We start from the raw sequence: 16,930 nt of genomic DNA on the forward strand, positions 1-16,930 counted from the left end.
ACCAAAATAGAGCACGAATATCATAAAGGCGTTTGGCTTTGCTACTGGGATAGCGGCTTTATGAAAGGCCGTTATTCTATCACTGTTGCAGCGGCTTACTCGTTACTTCAGAATCCATATACCAGGGAACGGCACGCCGGAAAAGATGTATACATATTTCAACTACTAACCCCTAATCAAAATGAAAGTAAACATTACATCACACCCGATAATTGAAGTGATCGGGCATGTACATTCAATTTTGGACGATATGAAAGGAGGTGAGCGTAAAGAGGATAGCCCAATCATTGATTCAATCCGGGTAAAGCTGTTTGAAATAGCTTCATGGGTAAGGGTTTCGGAATTGGAGAAACACAATTTACGCGTCGAATTAGTGGATTTATTTCTCAATCATCTTGATCTGCCCGAATAAAGAAAAAGCCCGGCTATCATCCGGGCTTTTATCTGGTTCTTTGAGCATATTAAAACCTGTGTTCAATAGTCACAACTCAATCAAACACAAAGCCTTAAGACGATATAAAGATATGGAAATTAACGTGAAAAGACAATCATCCTCTAGAGAAAAAAACGCCGAAATTAAGCATATATCAGACTTCCTAAAAAGCCGTTACGATTTCAGGTATAACGAGGTTTTAGACCGGGACGAAATACGGGTAAAGGGCGAAAGTGTTTATATGCCTTTGACTGATCAGCGGTTAGCTGTTTTGGAACTGGAAGCGATAAACGCGGGGATGTTTCAAAAGCAGCGCATCATATCGCTGCTTGTAAAGAGCCGGACGCTAGCAGAAACATACAACCCTTTCAAGGCTTATTTTGATACCATACGCGGAAAATGGAAAGAGGGGGATACAGATCATATAGAAAATCTTTTGGGGTATATTACTTTCAAATGTTACCGGAACGATGCCGAGCGCCGGTTTGCTCACGAAATGTTTAAAAAGCACCTGGTTCGTTGTGTCGCCTGCGTGCTCCGGAAGATACCATTCAACAAACAATGCTTTGTATTCCAGGGCGGACAAAGCGCCGGTAAGAGCTACTTTTTCCGCTGGTTATGCCCGGATGAACTGGCAGGAGAGTACTACAAAGAAAACCCAGACTTATCACACAAAGATTCTACGATCGCGCTGTCTGAAAACTTCATGATGAATCTGGATGAATTGGACGGAATGCACAAGACCGAAGCGAGCCGGATCAAAACCCTGATCTCTCAAGACAATTTCAAAGTACGGCGTAACTATGGTATTCGGGATGAAAAAATGATCCGGTATGCCAGCTTCTTCGGTTCCATCAATGATATGGAGTTTCTGAATGACCTGACGGGGAATGTACGCTGGTTGGTGTTCGAGCTGCTGACGATCCAGCACGACAACGGAGGGGGAAAGGGGTATGCCGCCAGGATCGACAAAAATATGGTTTGGGCGCAGGCCCTGGCATTAGCAGAGAGCGATGATTACAAATGCCAGTTGACCAAAGAGGAGGAAATGCAGGTAAGCCAGAACAATGGCAAGTTTATCAAACTACCGGCTGAAGTCGAAATAATAGAACGGTACTTTCAGCCTTGCCAGCCTGGAACGGACGGCGAGGTTCTTTTGACCTCTACAACCGTACGTGATGCAATCAGGGATATAAGCAAGGGGGCAAACAACTTCAGTACGGATAGGATCGGTAAGGCTATGGCTTATCTGAATTTCGAGAAGCGCAGCCGGAAAGTTAATGGGAATAGTCCAAGATACTATTATTCAGCCGTTTCGGTCAAAGATGAAATTTTGCAGTTTTTGCCCGAAACTGGTTACTACCTTACTACCATTTGAAGAAAATGCGCTTTACGGCCTGCTATCCTATATTATTGGTAGTAACCTTTTCTCTTTTCAGGTTACTACCAGGTTACTACAGGTTACTACAAATAAGAGATTGAGCCGGTGTAGTAAGGTGATCCGCTAAAAGAAAAGGAAAAGGTTACTACCGGATTCTAAAAAATGATTTTGATAATCAGTTAGTTAGGTCGCCGGTAGTAAGGTAGTAAGGCTAGTAACCTACTTTTTAAAACTTTAGAAACTTTCGTTTTTAATTTTTGCCAAAAATCTAAATAAAATACAATGATGCTATCAAACGAAGACATACAGAAAGCAAAGGGGATCCCCGTAGCGGATTACCTCTTTAGCAAAGGCTTTGAACCCGCCAAAGAGGTCGGCGGCCAGCTGGTTTATTTCTCACCGCTACACGGTGAGAATACCCCGTCCTTTTTTGTTGATCCGGGAAAGAACGTCTTTAACGACTTCGGGGCCGGTGAGAAAGGCGACGTGATCCGGCTGGTTCGCCTGCTGGATAAATGTGACTTCGTGCATGCCGTCAAACTGCTAACCGGGCTGCAGCCGTCAAGCCGTTCCTTTTTCTTTAGCGGCCAATATCCCGACAATGCCGCCAAATCTGCCGGTGTAGAGGTTTTATCTGATTTTATGATCAGTTCCCCGGCGTTACTCAAATACGTTGAATACAGGGGTATTTCTGAAATACTGGCCGGGAAGTATTTGCGGGAAGTCCACTACCGGAATAAAGGCCGGGTATATTACGCCCTGGGGTTTAAGAATGATGCCGGGGGCTATGAACTGCGTAGCCAGGGGTTTAAAGGTAAAACCGGCAACGGGATCACCACCATAACAGGGAAGCCCGGCGCGGTCAACCTGTTTGAAGGCTTTTTTGATTTCCTTTCTGCCTGTATGTACTACGGGTATTACACCCCTATACATACCACTATAGTACTGAATAGCACGGTGAACCTAAACGCTGTGTTACCGATACTCAAAAAAGGCAACGTAGTACGCTGCTTTTTTGATAACGATGATACGGGTAGAAAAAGCCTATCAAAGCTAAATGAGGCCGGTTTTGACGTAGTGGATATGTCAAAAGAACTGTATCCAAGCAGTAACGATTTCAACGAATTTTTAATGAATAGCCGTAACAATCCGGTCACGTTTCATGCGTGTCCGGTAAGAGTGGTTTTTAACGTGATTTCAAGATGAAAGCAAAGTGTACAGTATGCGCCCAACCGTTTGAGCAAACGCGCGCCGATCAGCGGTTTTGTTCCCGGGCCTGCAAGCAAAAAAGCTACCGGGAAAAGAAGGCCGAACCAGTTGACCGGGGGGCGGTAAAGAAAATGATGTTTCGAATGTCAGAATATCGGGGTTTTATGGAAGAATACGGATGGGATCGTGAATCTTTTCCGTTTGTGCTATTTTGCTTTTACAGGAGATTAGTACCTGCTGGACTTGTTGGTAACGATCTATACGAAGCGGTAAATGATATCGTGCCTAATTTAGATAGTAGAAATATGAAAGAGAAACCATTTATTGATTTTAAGGCAAAATTTCTTTCCAATGACTTTGAAATATTGGCTTAAATATGCTTTCAATTTAATTGTTGGTGCATAGATGGGACGATTCGAGAATAAATCCCAGATTTAACTAAAGGAATTAATTTTTTTAATTCTATTCCTTTTTCTGTTAAATGATAATTGTTTGAATAATTACTATGTCTTAAGTACCCCATTTCTAATAATTTATTGAATATAGGTTTTCTGAATTTATCGATATTTAACTGATTATTATCGATATTTTTTTCTATCCGGTTTATAGAATTTGACTCATAGTCATTTAACTCTAATATCAGACTAATAAATTCTTTTTTTATTATATTTGAATTGTTTATTTCGAAATTTAAAATATACACTTCGTTAGCCAGTTCGGTATAGATATATGTGCCTGAATGTGTTTGGTATGCCAGGTCAAAATTTTCGTAGAAATAGTAAAGGCTTTCATCTGAAACTAATCCTTTAGAATTGAAGTCTGAATAAAATGTTTTATGATTTTCAGAATTTATTAAGTCACTATAAGTATCAATCGATTTGCTTGAAAATGAAATTTTGTTTAATGTTTCCTTGTTTTTGTCTATTTCATTTTGCAGTATATCTGTTTGTTTCTGTAGATCTTCTGCGAATTTTTGCCTTTCAGTTGTAAGCAATGATTCGAAAGAATTTTTTTCTGCCTCTAACGATTTTATAGTTTCCCTAAGTGACTCTATTGTTTTAGTACCTGATTTTGTATTTTCAATTTCAAATTCTTTTTTTGCGATTTCAATTCTATCGTCCAGATTTGAAACTTTATCGTTGTGTTTGATTCTTTTTCTCTCAAATTGAGGTTTTATTAATATTAACTCTATCCCAAGCGTTAGAAATGGGAGGAGAACTACTATTGTAGCAGTAATCAGTAAGGGCCATAAAATTGCGCCGTAAGAGCCGTAGTGAGTGTTAATAAAGTCTATTTTTCTTTCAATACTAGAGCTAGAAAAAAGAATATAAAGTATCGGCCGCCAGTTATATATAATAAACGCTAAGCTATATGTGCCAAGGACGGGGCTTTTTAATCTGTCGCGTGTCGCTTCGAGGATACTTTTTATTAAATCAATCATAAAGCAGATATGGAGGCTGTTTTAATAGTATTATTTTGGGGGTTTCTAAGAGTGATCGTAGTACTTCTAACGCTATATATACGCCACATCGTTTTTAAATCAAAGTGTATATCCGAATTTTTCTACCGAAAAGGCCAATAATTCGGCCGAGCTGCAAGAAAAAAGGCCGATATCTCGCGATAATCGGCCTTTCTGTGGAGGAAGCGGGATTCGAACCCGCGGTACACTTGCGCGTACGGCAGTTTAGCAAACTGCTGGTTTCAGCCACTCACCCATCCCTCCCGAACAGGTGCGCAAAGATAGGGCAACCACCTCGTCTTTTACAAACATTTCCATAAAAATCTTCGTATAATAGCCTCAATGCCTAACTTTGGGGCTGATAGACAAGCGGTTTGAAGAAGTAAATATGAACTGGATTAACTTGCCCGGTACGGCGGAGTATCTCCTGATTGCGGCATTTTTAGTGGCCTACGTGTTGTTCATCCTCCGTACTTTCCGCATAGCCAGGAAGTTCGGTACCAAACCGCGCTCGCTTTTTATCAAGTTTCTTTTCCGCGCCTTTATTCTCGGGCTGATGATTGTCTCTCTCGCCGGCCCTTATTTCGGCGAGGTCGAGCGGAAGCTGCTGGTTATGGGCCGGGACATTTACCTGGTGGTGGACGTTTCCAAGTCAATGGACGCTACAGACCTGGCGCCCAGCCGGCTGGAAAAGGTAAAATACGAGCTGGGTATCCTCACCGAACAACTGGCGAACAACCGCATCGGCCTGATCGCCTTTTCGAACCAGGCCTTTATCCAGTCACCCCTTACTTATGACAGCGAATCGCTGCGTTTCCTGATCCAGTCTTTCGATACGCAATTGCTGCCGGGCCAGGGGACCAACCCGTGCGCGGCCCTTCAGCTTGCCTACGAAAAGATGCAGCGCGCCGAAGACGCCAATAATTCGAAGATTATTGTGCTCGTTACCGACGGCGAGGGAGGCGCAGCTTGCTCCAACGAGCTTTTTATGCGCCTGAAGCGTGAAGACTTCCTGGTGTTCTATGTGGGTGTCGGTACTGCCAACGGAAGTACGATCCCTACTGTGCACGGACCGCTGAAAACGGAAAAGGGAGATATTGTGGTCAGCCGGTTGGACGAGCCCGCGCTTATCAAGATGGCGAATGAGACCGGGTCCGAATATTTCAGGATCGGTGACGATGTGATCGAAACCGAGCAGCTTATCCAGGCCATTAATACCACCCAGACCCACCGGGTTGATGCACGCAGCGTAGAAGTTGCAAACAATAAATACTATTACTTTTTGGGGATAGCCATACTTTTGTTGGCTTTGGACCTGCTTATTACGTTTCGTACTTTCCGAGTTTAGAGAGCAATATCGTACATTTGTACGTAAAGCAACGGCGTGTGCTCAACCATAGCCGCCGTGGTGCGATTTTCGTATGGCGTATGCGTATTTGTGGGTAGTGCTCTGGATTTGGGACCTGATGTCCCATCCGTCGGCGAAGCTGGTCTATCAGGCCAAGGTTGCCGCAGAGGAGTCTTTCGCCCGAGAGGACTACCAAAAAGCAGCCGCCCATTACCGGACGGTGGTAGACGCTTCTATGTTTTCTGACCCGGCCGGTAGACTGAACATGGCCCATGCCTATTTCCTGGCCGGCGAAGTTCGCGAAGCGCGCCGGAATTACCGGATTCTGGCCAGGGTGGAAAATCCGAAGATTGCAGCAGTAGCCAAATGGCAGCTGGGAAAAATCGCGCTGGCAGAGAAGGATACCGCCGAAGCCCTGAGCAGGCTGAAGGATGCAATCCTGCTGGACCGGGTCAACCGGACGATTATTGCGGACTTCGAAATACTCCGGTCGCGTTATTCGGGAAGTGCAATCGGGAGCGAGCCGGCAAAAACCGAGCAGCCCGATTCGCTTACCAGCCCGGTCGAGACCGCCAGTGCGCCGGACCAGGTAGACAATGCGGTTGTAGAAGTTTCGGACAAACGCGAGCAGCTTCTGCAAAACCTGGATAAAATTAATATGAGCGAGGAGCAGGCGAAGTCCATCCTCGATGCCATGAAAGTAAACGAAAGACAGTATATTTATCAACTTAGACGACTTGGTGCGCGGGCAGGAAATAAACCCGGAAAGAAGGTGGAGTGGTAATGGTACTTCCATCCTCGCCTTTACACCAAGATAAAAAGCTCATGGCTGCATTAAAAGAAACCAATTTTCAATTTCCCAATCAAACCGGTTTTTACCGGGGAAAAGTAAGAGACGTCTATTCTTTCGAAGATAAGCTCGTGATGGTCGCTTCCGACCGGATCTCCGCTTTCGACGTCGTTCTGCCACGGGCAATCCCGTTTAAAGGGCAGGTCCTGAACCAGATTGCAGCTCACTTCCTCGGGGCAACCAGGGACATCGTACCTAACTGGCTGGTTTCCGTGCCGGATCCCAATGCCAGCATCGGTCGGAGATGTGAAACTTTCCCGGTAGAAATGGTGGTGAGAGGGTACCTTTCCGGGCATGCATGGCGCGAATACAAAGCCGGCAGAAGGACAGTCTGCGGCGTATCCCTGCCCGAAGGACTGAAGGAAAGCGACAAGCTTCCGTCGCCCATTCTGACTCCCACTACGAAAGCGCACGAGGGCCACGATGAGGATATTTCCCGGGAGGAGATTATCGCCAGGGGCCTGGTTTCCGAATCCGATTACATTCAGCTCGAAAATTATGCTTTGGCCCTCTTTCACAAAGGGACTGAGATGGCGGCCGAACAAGGCCTGATTCTGGTAGATACCAAGTATGAATTCGGCAAGTCGGATGGCGTGATTTACCTGATTGACGAAATTCATACGCCGGATTCATCCCGCTATTTCCACCTTGATACCTACAAGGCCAACCAGGCGGCGGGCATTGCCCAACGCCAGTTGTCGAAAGAATTTGTTCGGGAGTGGTTGATTGCCAATGGTTTTCAAGGTAAGGAAGGCCAGGTCGTGCCGGAGATGGACGACGAACGCGTACAGCTTATTTCCGAACGTTATATAGAACTGTACGAAAAAGTAACCGGGAAAACCTTTGAAAAGGCGGATCAGGAAAACGTTGAAAAACGCATTTTTGAGAATGTTAAGAACGCATTATAAGGAGAAAAACAATTAGCCTTGGACATAAATTAATAGCTGATGAATCATACCCTGGAGAAAAAAGAGCAATATTCATTAATTGATTTGCAGGAAACTTTTTTGGGAAATGAGGTGCCGCCGGCCCTGGAGGAAGTGGCGCGGAAAGCGCTCAAAGCCAGCCATAACCTCATTCTTAATATACCACAGTGCCAGGATCTGGATAATTCCGGTGCGATGGTGCTGAGGAAGATTAACCGCCTTTGTGCCAACAGCCTGGGTATTTTTATTGTGGTCACTAAAAATGACGACCTGATCGACAAACTGGAAAATGCCAAGATCCAGGACCTGGAAATTTTTTATACCGTGGAAGAAGCAATCGATGCCGTATTCATGCACGATCTCGAGAATGAATTCGGTGCGGGTGAAGACGGGTATGACCCGGAAGATTACGATAACGGAGAGGATTGAGGGCCGGGCCGGCTGAGCATACTGAATTCTGAAGATTTGTCGTTAAGTGTCACGATATTAGGTTCCGGATCTGCGCTTCCGTTGCCCGGGTTCCATCCTTCGTCGCAACTGGTAGCTGCGGAGGCAGCAAATTACCTGTTGGATTGTGGGGAGGGGACTCAGTTCAGGTTGCGGAATTTGAAACTGGGTTTCTCCAGGATCAGGGCCATTTGTATTTCGCATCTCCACGGCGATCACTATTACGGTCTTTTCGGCCTGCTTGACTCAATGGCCATGACGGGCAGAACGGAACCGCTTCACCTGGTAGCGCCGGATGAACTGCAATCTATCCTCGTAGAGTTCGGACGGGCGACGCAATCGCCGCCGGCGTTTCCCATTTATTTTTCGGGTACCCGTGAAGCGCCTGCGATTGTATATTCCGACGAACTGGTCACGATTGAGGCTTTTCCTGTGGAACATCGTATCCATTGTACCGGTTTCCTAGTCCGGGAGCAGACGCGACAGCGTAATATGATCAAGGAAAAACTGTCAGGGAAACTGTCGTTTGATTCAATCCGGCAACTAAAAGACGGGAAGGACGTACTGGACCCCGACGGAAATGTGATTTTTTCGGTAGAGGAATATACGACTCAACCCGCGCCGCCCAAAAAATACGCGTATTGCGCGGATACCATTTACCAGCCTTCCTTATCAGCTTATCTAAGCGGTGTGGACCTGATGTACCACGAAGCGACATTTGCCAATGAAATGGCGGTTAAGGCGCATGAAAGGGGCCACTCAACCGCCTCGCAGGCAGCCTGGCTCGCCAGGGATGCCGCAGCCGGAAAGCTTTTGATCGGGCATGCCTCCTCCCGCTACGACGATGTCCGGCAACTGGTCGCAGAAGCCGCTGCCATTTTCCCAAACGTAGAATATGCGGAAGAGGGGAGGACGTTTGTGGTGTAATAGACGAGAGGAGTGAGGGATGAGGTGTGAGGGGAAATCGGCGAACCTATATCCCTGATTTTCTCATAGCTCAAGGCTCATAGCTCATAGCTAAAACCTAAAAACAGTGAAACAATCTATTCTAATCGTAAGCGGCACCAATCGCCCGGGGGCAATGACGAGGAAAATTGCGGCCTACTACCAGCAGGTTTTAGCGTCTTTGGGGCAGGAGAGCGAGGTGCTCGATCTGGCCAACCTGGAATCAGGTTTCCTGGATAAGGCGCTGTACCATAATTCCGGTAAGGACGAGGACTTCAATACCTTTGTGAAGCTCATCGCTGAGCACGATAAATTTGTTTTTGTATTACCGGAATACAACGGGTCTTACCCCGGCATTCTCAAAACTTTTATTGACGGGCTGCCTTATCCCAATGCGCTGACCAATAAAAAAGCAGCATTAGTGGGTATCTCCGCCAACATGCAGGGCGCAGGAATTGCGCTCAGCCACCTGAATGACGTATTTAGCTACCTGGGTATGCATACGATTGCCATGAGGGTGAAACTGGGGCAGATAAAAACGCATTTTCTGAACGGACGTTTTACCAATGACCTCTATACTGAACTTATAGAAATGCAGGCGCGGCAATTGATCGCGTTCTAAACAAAAAGCCGGATCGTTGCGCTAATGGCAGCAGATCCGGCTTTTTAAGGATACTCTTGCGATTACTTCACCACCCTGAATACACGGTTCCATCTGATTTTACCCAATGCGCTGCTCGGGTTAGGGTCAATACTCATCCACACGAACACAGCCTTCCCGACGATATGATCTTTGGGAACGAATCCCCAGTACCTGGAGTCAGCTGAATTATGCCGGTTATCGCCCATCATGAAATAATAGTCCTGTTTGAAAGTGTATTGGGTCAATGCTTTTCCATCCATCGTGATGGAGCTGTCTCCTGTTGTTTCCACTTTGTCGTTACCCTCATAGAAGCGGATCACTTCTCCGTAAAGGGCGATATTTTGTTTGTTCAGCTCAATGGTTTCACCTTTTTTAGGTAGTACAACCGGCCCGTAGTTGTCTTTGTTCCAGCCGGTTTCGCTATTCGGGTAGATGCCGTAGTCACGACTGCCCGCGGGCATGTGAAGCGCCTGCACCGATTTTACGAAGTCATACGTCTTCAGCTTTTCGGCTATTGCTTCAGTAGTGAACACCACATAGCCGCTCTGATCGTTACCCGGTATGGTATCGTTGAAGGTCTCAACATGGCGACGGGCCGGTTCAGTGACACCGTTTTCTTTGAAAATCTTCTCCTCGTTCACCGTGGTGGTAGTGGACACAAAATACTCGCTCTCCATTCGCGGCGGGTTTTCCTGGGGCTGGCCATTGATATACACCTGGCCGTTTTTGATTTCCAGCTTATCGCCGGCAATAGCCACACAACGCTTGATGTAATTGACACGCAGGTCGATCGGATGGCCATGCAGGTCAGGAAGGGAATTGCCGTATTTCGCCACTTGTCCAGGATGCTCTACCGGGAGGTTAAACACAACGGCATCGCCTCGTTTTACATCGGAGAAGCCGGGCAGGCGGAACTGTGGAAGCTGAATCCAGTCGAGGTACGACGGGATTTTGGTCATCCAGATGTGTTGGTGGGTAAGCGGTACCTGAAGCGGCGTAACCGGCGTACGGGTACCGTAATGCATCTTGCTCACAAAAAGATAGTCGCCTACCAGCAAACTATTTTCCATAGAAGGAGTTGGAATCACAAACGCTTCAAAGAACAGCCAGCGGATCAGCGTGGCAGCAACAACCGCAAATACGATTGAATCAACCCATTCCCGTACGGCAGACTTCGGTTTTTGATTTGTCTTTTTAGAGGAAGACGACATATTGTTTGGTTTATCGGCTTTAAATACCTGCTTTAAATTTTGCCCCAAACTTAAACGAAGAAGCGTTGTAATGCAAGTACTTTGGGCCGTGTGGTAAAATACGATGTTCAGCCTGGATTTTCTGCGGTTACTGGTCGTTCAGTTTCAGCAGATCGTCCATTCCGAAGATCCCGGTTTTCCCGGCGAGCCATTCCCCGGCCACAACTGCCCCCTGCGCAAAGCCCTGGCGGCTATGGGCGGTGTGTGAAATTTCGATGGTGTCGACTGCTGAGGAGTACCGGATCACATGTGTTCCGGGAACCTCGCCGGTTCTTTCGGAAAGAATAGGGATATAACCTTCTTTCTTTTCAGGAACGAGGGTCCAGCCCTTCATATAATCGATTTCTTCCAGCAGGCCTTCCGCGAGGGTAATAGCGGTGCCGCTGGGTGCGTCTTTTTTGTGGATATGGTGAATTTCGGTCATATCAACGCGATAGTCATGTCCGCGCATCAGTTTGGCCAGCTGTTGATTCAGCTTAAAAAACAAATTGACACCTATGCTGTAGTTGGAAGCATAGAAGAATGCGCCCTTTTGATTTTCGCAAAGTGCCTCGATTTCCTTTTTATGCTCAAGCCATCCGGTTGTGCCGCAAACAACGGGCCATCCTTTTTCGAGACACGTTTTGATATTGCCTACTGCCGAAGCGGGCGTGCTGAATTCAATCCCCACGTCAACACTGTCCTTTTGCAGGTTTTCAAGTTCGTGCTGGTTGTTGACATCGATCCGGCCCACAATTTCATGACCGCGTTCCAGGGCAATGCGTTCGATTTCCTTGCCCATTTTTCCGTAGCCTAACAAAAGTATTTTCACTGTAGATGCGTTTGATTGTTTCTGTTTAGATAATTTTTCGCTATTTCAAAAGAAGCACGAGCCGGATACCCGGCGCGGGGGTGGCAAGCTGCGGTTGTACGAACGACGGTTGCACCCGCATGGAGAGATCATCCGAAAGGTCGAATGTTTTCAGGTGTGCCGCTACGTTGGCTTCTATGGCAGCGAGCGAGTAGGTGGCCGCCAACGCAAAAAAAGACCAGTCGCGCCAACGTCGGTAGGTGTCTTTAAATCGCTTTACCTGGTTGATGTCCAGGTCTGCGTACCGGTTCTGGCTTTTGATGTACACCTGTACCGTTTTAACATCCGGATTGAGTTTACCGTAGGTATTCTTGTCGCTCGGATCCGACAGGAAATAGAACGATTTGTAGTGGTCCACCATCGTCCCGTAGCGGTCTATGTTCAGGAAAATAAAGTAAACAGATGCCCCGTAAGCCGCGTAGACGAAGGGCAGTTTCCAATAGTCGCGGTTATAGATCTGTCCGCCGCCCAGGCCGGGAGTGAGTAGCGACCAGCGCAAAGCCCGCTTCGGATTCGGGTAAAACTTGGGTTTACCGCTGCTTTTCCTGATCAGCGAATCGACCTGTACAGCCAGTGTTGTATCTGTCTTTACCGCTTCGAGACCATCGGCGGCTTTTCTGGCAATACTGTCGGCCGCCGGCACCTGACCGTACAAACGTAGTCCGCACAGCAGCATGCAAATCCACAACCATACCCCGCTACGAATCACTAATGTTCTATTTTCAGGTTTTCCAAAATACGATCCAGTTCGGCTTTCGAACCGAATGGAATTTTGATCTCGCCTTTCCGGTTTTCATCACTCTTGATGGAAACCTTTGAGCCTACAATGGAAGAAAGGCGAAACTGCAGTGCTTTTATTTCCTGCCGGAGCGCCGGTTTAGCTTTAGCCGTGCCATCTTCTGTTCTTGGAAGCAACGAGAGTTTGCGCACTTCCTCCTCCACTTTTCTGACTGACCAGCCTTCTTCAATGATTTTTCGGAAGAGCTTCAATTGCACGTCATGACCTTCAATGGTAATAAGCGCCCGGGCGTGGCCCATCGAGACTTTATTGTCGCGTACTGCGGCCTGGATGACCGGCGGCAGCCTGAGCAGGCGCATATAGTTGTTGACCGTTGTGCGGTTTTTGCCTACCCGGTCGCCCAATTCTTCCTGCTTGAGGTTGCACTCATGCATCAGCCGCTGATAGCTTAACGCAATTTCAATGGCGTTCAGGTTTTCACGCTGAATGTTTTCAATGAGGGCCATTTCCAGCATCTGCTGGTCGTTGGCGGTCCGTACATAGGCCGGGATCCGAACCAGGCCGATGCTTTTTGAAGCCTGGAAGCGACGTTCTCCCGAGATCAGCTGGTAAGTGTTGTGCTCGGTCCGGCGAACGGTAATGGGCTGAATAATACCTTGTGTCCGGATGGATTCCCCCAACTCGCGAAGCGCCTCTTCGTCAAAATGTGTTCGGGGCTGATAAGGGTTCACCTCAATCAAAGCCAGCTCAATCTCGCTGATGCCGCCTGGTGAGGAGGAAGAAGACGGGCGGGCTATAGCAGACGGCTGCGGGCGTTGCGGAACATGCTCATTTTCCTGGAGCAGCGCTCCCAAACCTCTTCCGAGGCCGGTCATTTTATTCTTCTTGTGATTTGGTTCCATATCCGGATGTCAGGTTATGCGCCCACCAGGCCATTTTTCTCCACTATTTCTTTTGCCAGTTTCAGGTAGCTGAGCGCCCCTTTGCTATCCGCATCCTGGGCCAGTACCGGTACGCCGAAGCTGGGTGATTCGCTGAGCCTGACGTTACGCGGAATGATGGTGTCGAATACCAGCTGCTGAAAGTGACTGGTCACTTCGTTTACTACCTGGTTAGACAGTCGTAACCGGAGATCATACATGGTCAGGAGTATACCTTCTATAGCGAGGTCGGTGTTAAGCCTGGACTGAATGATATTAATGGTATTCAGGAGTTTCCCCAACCCTTCGAGGGCAAAATATTCGCATTGAACCGGAATGATAACCGAGTTTGCCGCCGTAAGGCTGTTAATGGTAATCAGCCCGAGAGAGGGGGAACAGTCGATAATGATGAAATCGTAATAGTCTTTGACCTCTCCCAGCGATTCGCGCATTTTGTATTCGCGGTTTTCGAGGTTGATCATCTCAATTTCTGCCCCGACGAGGTTAATATGAGAAGCCAGCAGATCCAGGTTCGGTAGCTCGGTTTGCACAATCGCTTCCGCCGGACTGATGTTGTCGACCATACATTCGTAAATACTTAGTTCAATCTCTTTGGGGTTGAAGCCCAGTCCTGACGTTGAGTTAGCCTGAGGGTCGGCGTCAACCAGAAGGGTTTTGAACTCGAGCGCCGCCAAACTGGCTGCCAGGTTAATCGCCGTGGTGGTTTTACCTACTCCGCCTTTCTGGTTGGCTATTGCAATAATCTTGCCCATTGTTGATATCCGGTTTGAACGTCAAATTTCAATTATTCAACGCAATTCCCCAAGGATGTTCCACGAAAAGTTTCACGAAGGAATGTTAAATTTTGGTAATGAGGGGGGTGAGGGGAAATCGGATGGCGGAAATCGGAAATCAGAAATCGGAAATTGAATTGAGATTGGCGGGCCGAGTTTCGAGATCCGATTTCCGACTTCCCACTTCCTCCTTCATTCCACCCGCTTGAAATACTCGATCACGTGCATCTTGAGAAGCTGCTCTTGCCCTAGCAGATCAGTAAACGGTAATTTCCCGCTTTGCTCGTAGTGGGGCCACCCGTCTTCGTCGCGCCTGGTGAGGATATAATAGCCGGAAATGCTCATTACCTCGCAGACGCCGATATGCATCAGGTCCTGCTTCTGCTCTTTGGTGAAATTGAGTGCCCCTTTGCCAAGTTCCTGCACGCCAATCAGGAAGAGGACGCCATTGAGGTCGGCCGGTCGTTTCCCTACTATTTTTTCGATTTTCTGGAGGAGGCCCTCCCATTGGTCTTCGAGTGAAATATTATCTTCTGCAGTCATGATTTATTCGGTGATGTATGCCTCGTTTTTGGTAAATTGAGGCTGCAATACAGGCGGGACTATAAGGGCGGGCGAACGACCGCCGCCCGGACAGCCGGGCTGATTGCTTATTTGAATCTTACTATACTTTCCTGATGGGTACAAAGATAACTTCTTTTTGGGAGGATCTGGTCGACTTGTTCTTTCCCCGGGTATGCCCGGGCTGCGGTAAACCGATGGCAGGAAGCGAGCGCCATATTTGCACTACCTGCCTTCTGTCGCTTCCATGGCTGCATAACCATTCGCTGGTCGGGGCAGAAGCTGCCGGTAAGTTTGCGGCCTTTCATGAGGTGATGTCAGTACATCCTTTTTTTGAATATCACACCAAAGGTATTGTCCAGGCTTTACTGAAAGAAATAAAGTATAAAGGGGGTTCGGAGCTCTCCCGGTTTCTCGGTTCGCATTGCGGGGAGACCTGGCATGTTTCGGGTTGCCCCCCGAAAGTTGACCTGGTTGTGCCGGTCCCGCTTCATCGGCGGAAATTACGACAGAGAGGCTACAACCAAAGCGAGCTGTTTGCGGAGGGGCTGTCCGGGCCGCTGTCAACGCCGGTAGATGGTACCCTGCTTCGGAGGGAAGTCTATACGCTGTCGCAGACCAAAAAGAAAAAAGAGGAGCGGATAGCGGCCATGCAGCATGTGTTTTCGGTCCGGGCGGGCGTAAACCTGGCTGGAGTAGGGGTACTGCTCGTTGACGACGTCCTGACAACCGGTGCTACGCTGGAAGGATGCGTGGAGGTGCTGGTACAGGCAGGTTGCCGGGAGATCCATATCAGCACAATAGCCGCGGCTCCCTAGGAAACCGCGGCTATTGCCGTAAACTCTACCTATATTGATCAGCGGTTACGCCCGGTTGCGATCATTGCGCAACGGAAGCCTACCATCGCCGTTGAAGAATCTTCTTCCATATACCGGCGGGTTCCCGGTGACAACCAGTAGGCGACGTCGGCCCATGAGCCTCCTTTGTAAACCCTGAGGCGGTCAGAAACAAGTGAATTGTATCCTTTGGCGTCATATTTCGTGGAATCATCCAGGTATCCGTCCCGGCGGAAGGAGTTAAGATCGCTCACATCCGAAAAAGAAAGCGGACGGTAAACGTCATACACCCATTCGTTCACGTTGCCGGCCATGTCATAGAGGCCGTAGTCGTTGGCGGGATACGAACGGATTTCCTGTGTAATAATCGCGCCGTCGTTGGATTTGCCCGCGATACCGGCGTAATCACCAGGGCCGCGTTTGAAGTTAGCCAGCATCTGGCCTTGTTTCCGGCCCCGTGCGGTACGCAATGTAGAACCGTCCCAAGGGTAAATTCTCTGGTTAGATTGGTTTTCGTCAGCGTATTGCGTACCAATCATCCCTTTGGCTGCGTATTCCCATTCTGCTTCGGTCGGCAGGCGGTAGGGCGGCATTACGTAACCGCTTTCGATAGACGGGTGGTTGAAAGGATCTCCTGTTGATGCCACCTCGGCCCCGGCTTCGCCGCCTTCATCTTTTTTCTTTCTACGCAATGAGAAGCCTTTTTTCTTGCCTTCGGACCCGGCTTTGCTGTACCTGGCCAGGCTGACGGCATTGGTACGCCACAGGCAGTAGTCATTGGCCTGCGCCCAGGATACCCCTACAACAGGATACAACCGGAACCCGGGGTGCCGCAGATACATGGTCATGTATGAATCATTGAATGACAACGGATTCAGCCATACGGTGGTGTCAGGCAATGATTTGGTATAGAATTCTTCCGAAGAATCGCGGCGCGCATAATCCAGGAACTCAAGATAGTGCACATTGGCCACTTCTGTTTCGTCCATATAAAAAGACTGGATACTTACCGTCCGCTCGAGGTTGTCACGGGTAAACATCACATCTTCCTCCAGTGACCCCATGGTAAAACGGCCACCTTCAATAAACACCAGGTCAGGACCGGCGGGCAGCGCTTTGAATTTGGCCACCTTGAACCCGTTTTCCTTGTTGTAATCCAGCCCGGTTTTGGAACTGATCTTGCCGGGGTTCATACTCGTAGGCGTCTTTTTCTTACAGGAAGTAACCGCAACAGCTATGGACAAAGCCAGGAAAAGTTGCAATAATCCAATTTTACGCATGTAAATCATTATTGTTAGACCGATGATGAATAGACAACGGCTTGTTAAGCCTGCAAAGA

19 protein-coding genes and 1 tRNA gene are annotated in these 16,930 nt (G+C 48.0%); 11 read left to right on the forward strand and 9 right to left on the reverse strand.

From position 1 onward, the window contains the following. The first annotated feature begins 181 nt into the window (after nucleotides 1–181). The 4 genes from ABD852_RS22575 to ABD852_RS22590 all read left to right on the forward strand — a co-directional run bounded on the left by ABD852_RS22575 (nucleotide 182) and on the right by ABD852_RS22590 (nucleotide 3,397). Nucleotides 182–412 carry a hypothetical protein gene (locus ABD852_RS22575; protein ID WP_345033026.1) on the forward strand — a complete coding sequence of 77 codons (231 nt, stop codon included), beginning with the start codon at nucleotides 182–184 and terminating at the stop codon, nucleotides 410–412. Between the two features lie 112 nt (nucleotides 413–524). Next, entirely contained in the window at nucleotides 525–1,811 is a 1,287-nt protein-coding gene (locus ABD852_RS22580) for a VapE domain-containing protein (RefSeq protein WP_345033027.1), read from the forward strand. A gap of 285 nt (nucleotides 1,812–2,096) precedes the next feature. Beyond that, on the forward strand, nucleotides 2,097–3,020 hold the full coding sequence (locus ABD852_RS22585; RefSeq protein ID WP_345033029.1) for a CHC2 zinc finger domain-containing protein: 924 nt from the start codon (nucleotides 2,097–2,099) through the stop codon (nucleotides 3,018–3,020). Further along, nucleotides 3,017–3,397 (forward strand): hypothetical protein, encoded by a 381-nt coding sequence (locus tag ABD852_RS22590; protein ID WP_345033031.1) that lies wholly within the window; start codon nucleotides 3,017–3,019, stop codon nucleotides 3,395–3,397. The genes ABD852_RS22585 and ABD852_RS22590 overlap by 4 nt, the downstream gene beginning before the upstream one ends. An 8-nt stretch (nucleotides 3,398–3,405) precedes the next feature. Here the strand turns inward: ABD852_RS22590 and ABD852_RS22595 are convergent, their stop codons facing one another. Together ABD852_RS22595 and ABD852_RS22600 are read right to left on the reverse strand one after the other, a co-directional pair. Then, complete coding sequence (locus ABD852_RS22595) at nucleotides 3,406–4,464, reverse strand: hypothetical protein (protein ID WP_345033033.1); 1,059 nt, start codon at nucleotides 4,462–4,464, stop codon at nucleotides 3,406–3,408. A gap of 195 nt (nucleotides 4,465–4,659) precedes the next feature. After that, nucleotides 4,660–4,746 (reverse strand) — tRNA-Ser (locus tag ABD852_RS22600). Between the two features lie 124 nt (nucleotides 4,747–4,870). Between ABD852_RS22600 and ABD852_RS22605 the strand changes: the two genes are divergently transcribed. The 6 genes from ABD852_RS22605 (at nucleotide 4,871) to ABD852_RS22630 (ending at nucleotide 9,620) form a co-directional block, all read left to right on the forward strand. Next, nucleotides 4,871–5,830: a vWA domain-containing protein gene (locus tag ABD852_RS22605; protein ID WP_345033035.1), complete on the forward strand. Its 960-nt coding sequence runs from the start codon at nucleotides 4,871–4,873 to the stop codon at nucleotides 5,828–5,830. 73 nt (nucleotides 5,831–5,903) lie between these two features. Further along, nucleotides 5,904–6,614: a tetratricopeptide repeat protein gene (locus ABD852_RS22610; RefSeq protein WP_345033037.1), complete on the forward strand. Its 711-nt coding sequence runs from the start codon at nucleotides 5,904–5,906 to the stop codon at nucleotides 6,612–6,614. A 41-nt stretch (nucleotides 6,615–6,655) separates the two neighbouring features. Next, complete coding sequence (locus tag ABD852_RS22615; RefSeq protein ID WP_345033039.1) at nucleotides 6,656–7,588, forward strand: phosphoribosylaminoimidazolesuccinocarboxamide synthase; 933 nt, start codon at nucleotides 6,656–6,658, stop codon at nucleotides 7,586–7,588. Nucleotides 7,589–7,627: 39 nt separating this feature from the next. Beyond that, nucleotides 7,628–8,035: an STAS domain-containing protein gene (locus tag ABD852_RS22620; RefSeq protein WP_345033041.1), complete on the forward strand. Its 408-nt coding sequence runs from the start codon at nucleotides 7,628–7,630 to the stop codon at nucleotides 8,033–8,035. 36 nt (nucleotides 8,036–8,071) lie between these two features. After that, nucleotides 8,072–8,980 carry a ribonuclease Z gene (locus ABD852_RS22625; RefSeq protein WP_345033043.1) on the forward strand — a complete coding sequence of 303 codons (909 nt, stop codon included), beginning with the start codon at nucleotides 8,072–8,074 and terminating at the stop codon, nucleotides 8,978–8,980. A 106-nt stretch (nucleotides 8,981–9,086) separates the two neighbouring features. Then, complete coding sequence (locus ABD852_RS22630; protein ID WP_345033045.1) at nucleotides 9,087–9,620, forward strand: NADPH-dependent FMN reductase; 534 nt, start codon at nucleotides 9,087–9,089, stop codon at nucleotides 9,618–9,620. 62 nt (nucleotides 9,621–9,682) lie between these two features. On the opposite strand, the gene lepB is transcribed toward ABD852_RS22630, so the two are convergent. The 6 genes from lepB to ABD852_RS22660 form a co-directional block, all read right to left on the reverse strand. After that, nucleotides 9,683–10,852 (reverse strand): signal peptidase I, encoded by a 1,170-nt coding sequence (gene lepB / locus ABD852_RS22635; protein WP_345033047.1) that lies wholly within the window; start codon nucleotides 10,850–10,852, stop codon nucleotides 9,683–9,685. A gap of 127 nt (nucleotides 10,853–10,979) precedes the next feature. Then, a complete protein-coding gene (gene dapB, locus ABD852_RS22640) occupies nucleotides 10,980–11,702 on the reverse strand; it encodes a 4-hydroxy-tetrahydrodipicolinate reductase (protein ID WP_345033049.1) in 723 nt (240 codons plus the stop codon). A 40-nt stretch (nucleotides 11,703–11,742) separates the two neighbouring features. Further along, nucleotides 11,743–12,450 carry a DUF5683 domain-containing protein gene (locus ABD852_RS22645; protein ID WP_345033051.1) on the reverse strand — a complete coding sequence of 236 codons (708 nt, stop codon included), beginning with the start codon at nucleotides 12,448–12,450 and terminating at the stop codon, nucleotides 11,743–11,745. Then, nucleotides 12,450–13,382 (reverse strand): ParB/RepB/Spo0J family partition protein, encoded by a 933-nt coding sequence (locus ABD852_RS22650; RefSeq protein WP_345033052.1) that lies wholly within the window; start codon nucleotides 13,380–13,382, stop codon nucleotides 12,450–12,452. Before ABD852_RS22650 ends, ABD852_RS22645 begins: the two co-directional genes overlap by 1 nt. 14 nt (nucleotides 13,383–13,396) lie before the next feature. Continuing rightward, nucleotides 13,397–14,173: a ParA family protein gene (locus ABD852_RS22655; protein WP_345033053.1), complete on the reverse strand. Its 777-nt coding sequence runs from the start codon at nucleotides 14,171–14,173 to the stop codon at nucleotides 13,397–13,399. A 213-nt stretch (nucleotides 14,174–14,386) separates the two neighbouring features. Then, nucleotides 14,387–14,737, reverse strand: a complete 351-nt coding sequence (locus ABD852_RS22660) for a hypothetical protein (RefSeq protein WP_345033054.1) — start codon at nucleotides 14,735–14,737, stop codon at nucleotides 14,387–14,389. A 134-nt stretch (nucleotides 14,738–14,871) separates the two neighbouring features. On the opposite strand from ABD852_RS22660, the gene ABD852_RS22665 reads away from it, so the two are divergent. Continuing rightward, the gene (locus tag ABD852_RS22665; RefSeq protein ID WP_345033055.1) at nucleotides 14,872–15,573 is read left to right on the forward strand and encodes a ComF family protein; all 702 of its coding nucleotides are present in this window, start codon (nucleotides 14,872–14,874) and stop codon (nucleotides 15,571–15,573) included. 38 nt (nucleotides 15,574–15,611) lie between these two features. Here the strand turns inward: ABD852_RS22665 and ABD852_RS22670 are convergent, their stop codons facing one another. Continuing rightward, on the reverse strand, nucleotides 15,612–16,871 hold the full coding sequence (locus ABD852_RS22670; RefSeq protein WP_345033056.1) for an SUMF1/EgtB/PvdO family nonheme iron enzyme: 1,260 nt from the start codon (nucleotides 16,869–16,871) through the stop codon (nucleotides 15,612–15,614). Nucleotides 16,872–16,930: the final 59 nt, after the last annotated feature.

The sequence above is a fragment of the Ravibacter arvi genome, assembly GCF_039540405.1.
Classification (GTDB): domain Bacteria; phylum Bacteroidota; class Bacteroidia; order Cytophagales; family Spirosomataceae; genus Ravibacter; species Ravibacter arvi.

Excerpts from the sequence above, each read along its gene's own strand:
- ABD852_RS22575 (WP_345033026.1), top strand. The coding sequence starts at position 182 with ATGAAAGTAAACATTACATCACACCCGATAATTGAAGTGATCGGGCAT.
- ABD852_RS22580 (WP_345033027.1), top strand. The coding sequence starts at position 525 with ATGGAAATTAACGTGAAAAGACAATCATCCTCTAGAGAAAAAAACGCC.
- ABD852_RS22585 (WP_345033029.1), top strand. The coding sequence starts at position 2,097 with ATGATGCTATCAAACGAAGACATACAGAAAGCAAAGGGGATCCCCGTA.
- ABD852_RS22590 (WP_345033031.1), top strand. The coding sequence starts at position 3,017 with ATGAAAGCAAAGTGTACAGTATGCGCCCAACCGTTTGAGCAAACGCGC.
- ABD852_RS22595 (WP_345033033.1), bottom strand. The coding sequence starts at position 4,464 with ATGATTGATTTAATAAAAAGTATCCTCGAAGCGACACGCGACAGATTA.
- ABD852_RS22605 (WP_345033035.1), top strand. The coding sequence starts at position 4,871 with ATGAACTGGATTAACTTGCCCGGTACGGCGGAGTATCTCCTGATTGCG.
- ABD852_RS22610 (WP_345033037.1), top strand. The coding sequence starts at position 5,904 with ATGGCGTATGCGTATTTGTGGGTAGTGCTCTGGATTTGGGACCTGATG.
- ABD852_RS22615 (WP_345033039.1), top strand. The coding sequence starts at position 6,656 with ATGGCTGCATTAAAAGAAACCAATTTTCAATTTCCCAATCAAACCGGT.
- ABD852_RS22620 (WP_345033041.1), top strand. The coding sequence starts at position 7,628 with ATGAATCATACCCTGGAGAAAAAAGAGCAATATTCATTAATTGATTTG.
- lepB (WP_345033047.1), bottom strand. The coding sequence starts at position 10,852 with ATGTCGTCTTCCTCTAAAAAGACAAATCAAAAACCGAAGTCTGCCGTA.
- ABD852_RS22650 (WP_345033052.1), bottom strand. The coding sequence starts at position 13,382 with ATGGAACCAAATCACAAGAAGAATAAAATGACCGGCCTCGGAAGAGGT.
- ABD852_RS22655 (WP_345033053.1), bottom strand. The coding sequence starts at position 14,173 with ATGGGCAAGATTATTGCAATAGCCAACCAGAAAGGCGGAGTAGGTAAA.
- ABD852_RS22660 (WP_345033054.1), bottom strand. The coding sequence starts at position 14,737 with ATGACTGCAGAAGATAATATTTCACTCGAAGACCAATGGGAGGGCCTC.
- ABD852_RS22665 (WP_345033055.1), top strand. The coding sequence starts at position 14,872 with ATGGGTACAAAGATAACTTCTTTTTGGGAGGATCTGGTCGACTTGTTC.
- ABD852_RS22670 (WP_345033056.1), bottom strand. The coding sequence starts at position 16,871 with ATGCGTAAAATTGGATTATTGCAACTTTTCCTGGCTTTGTCCATAGCT.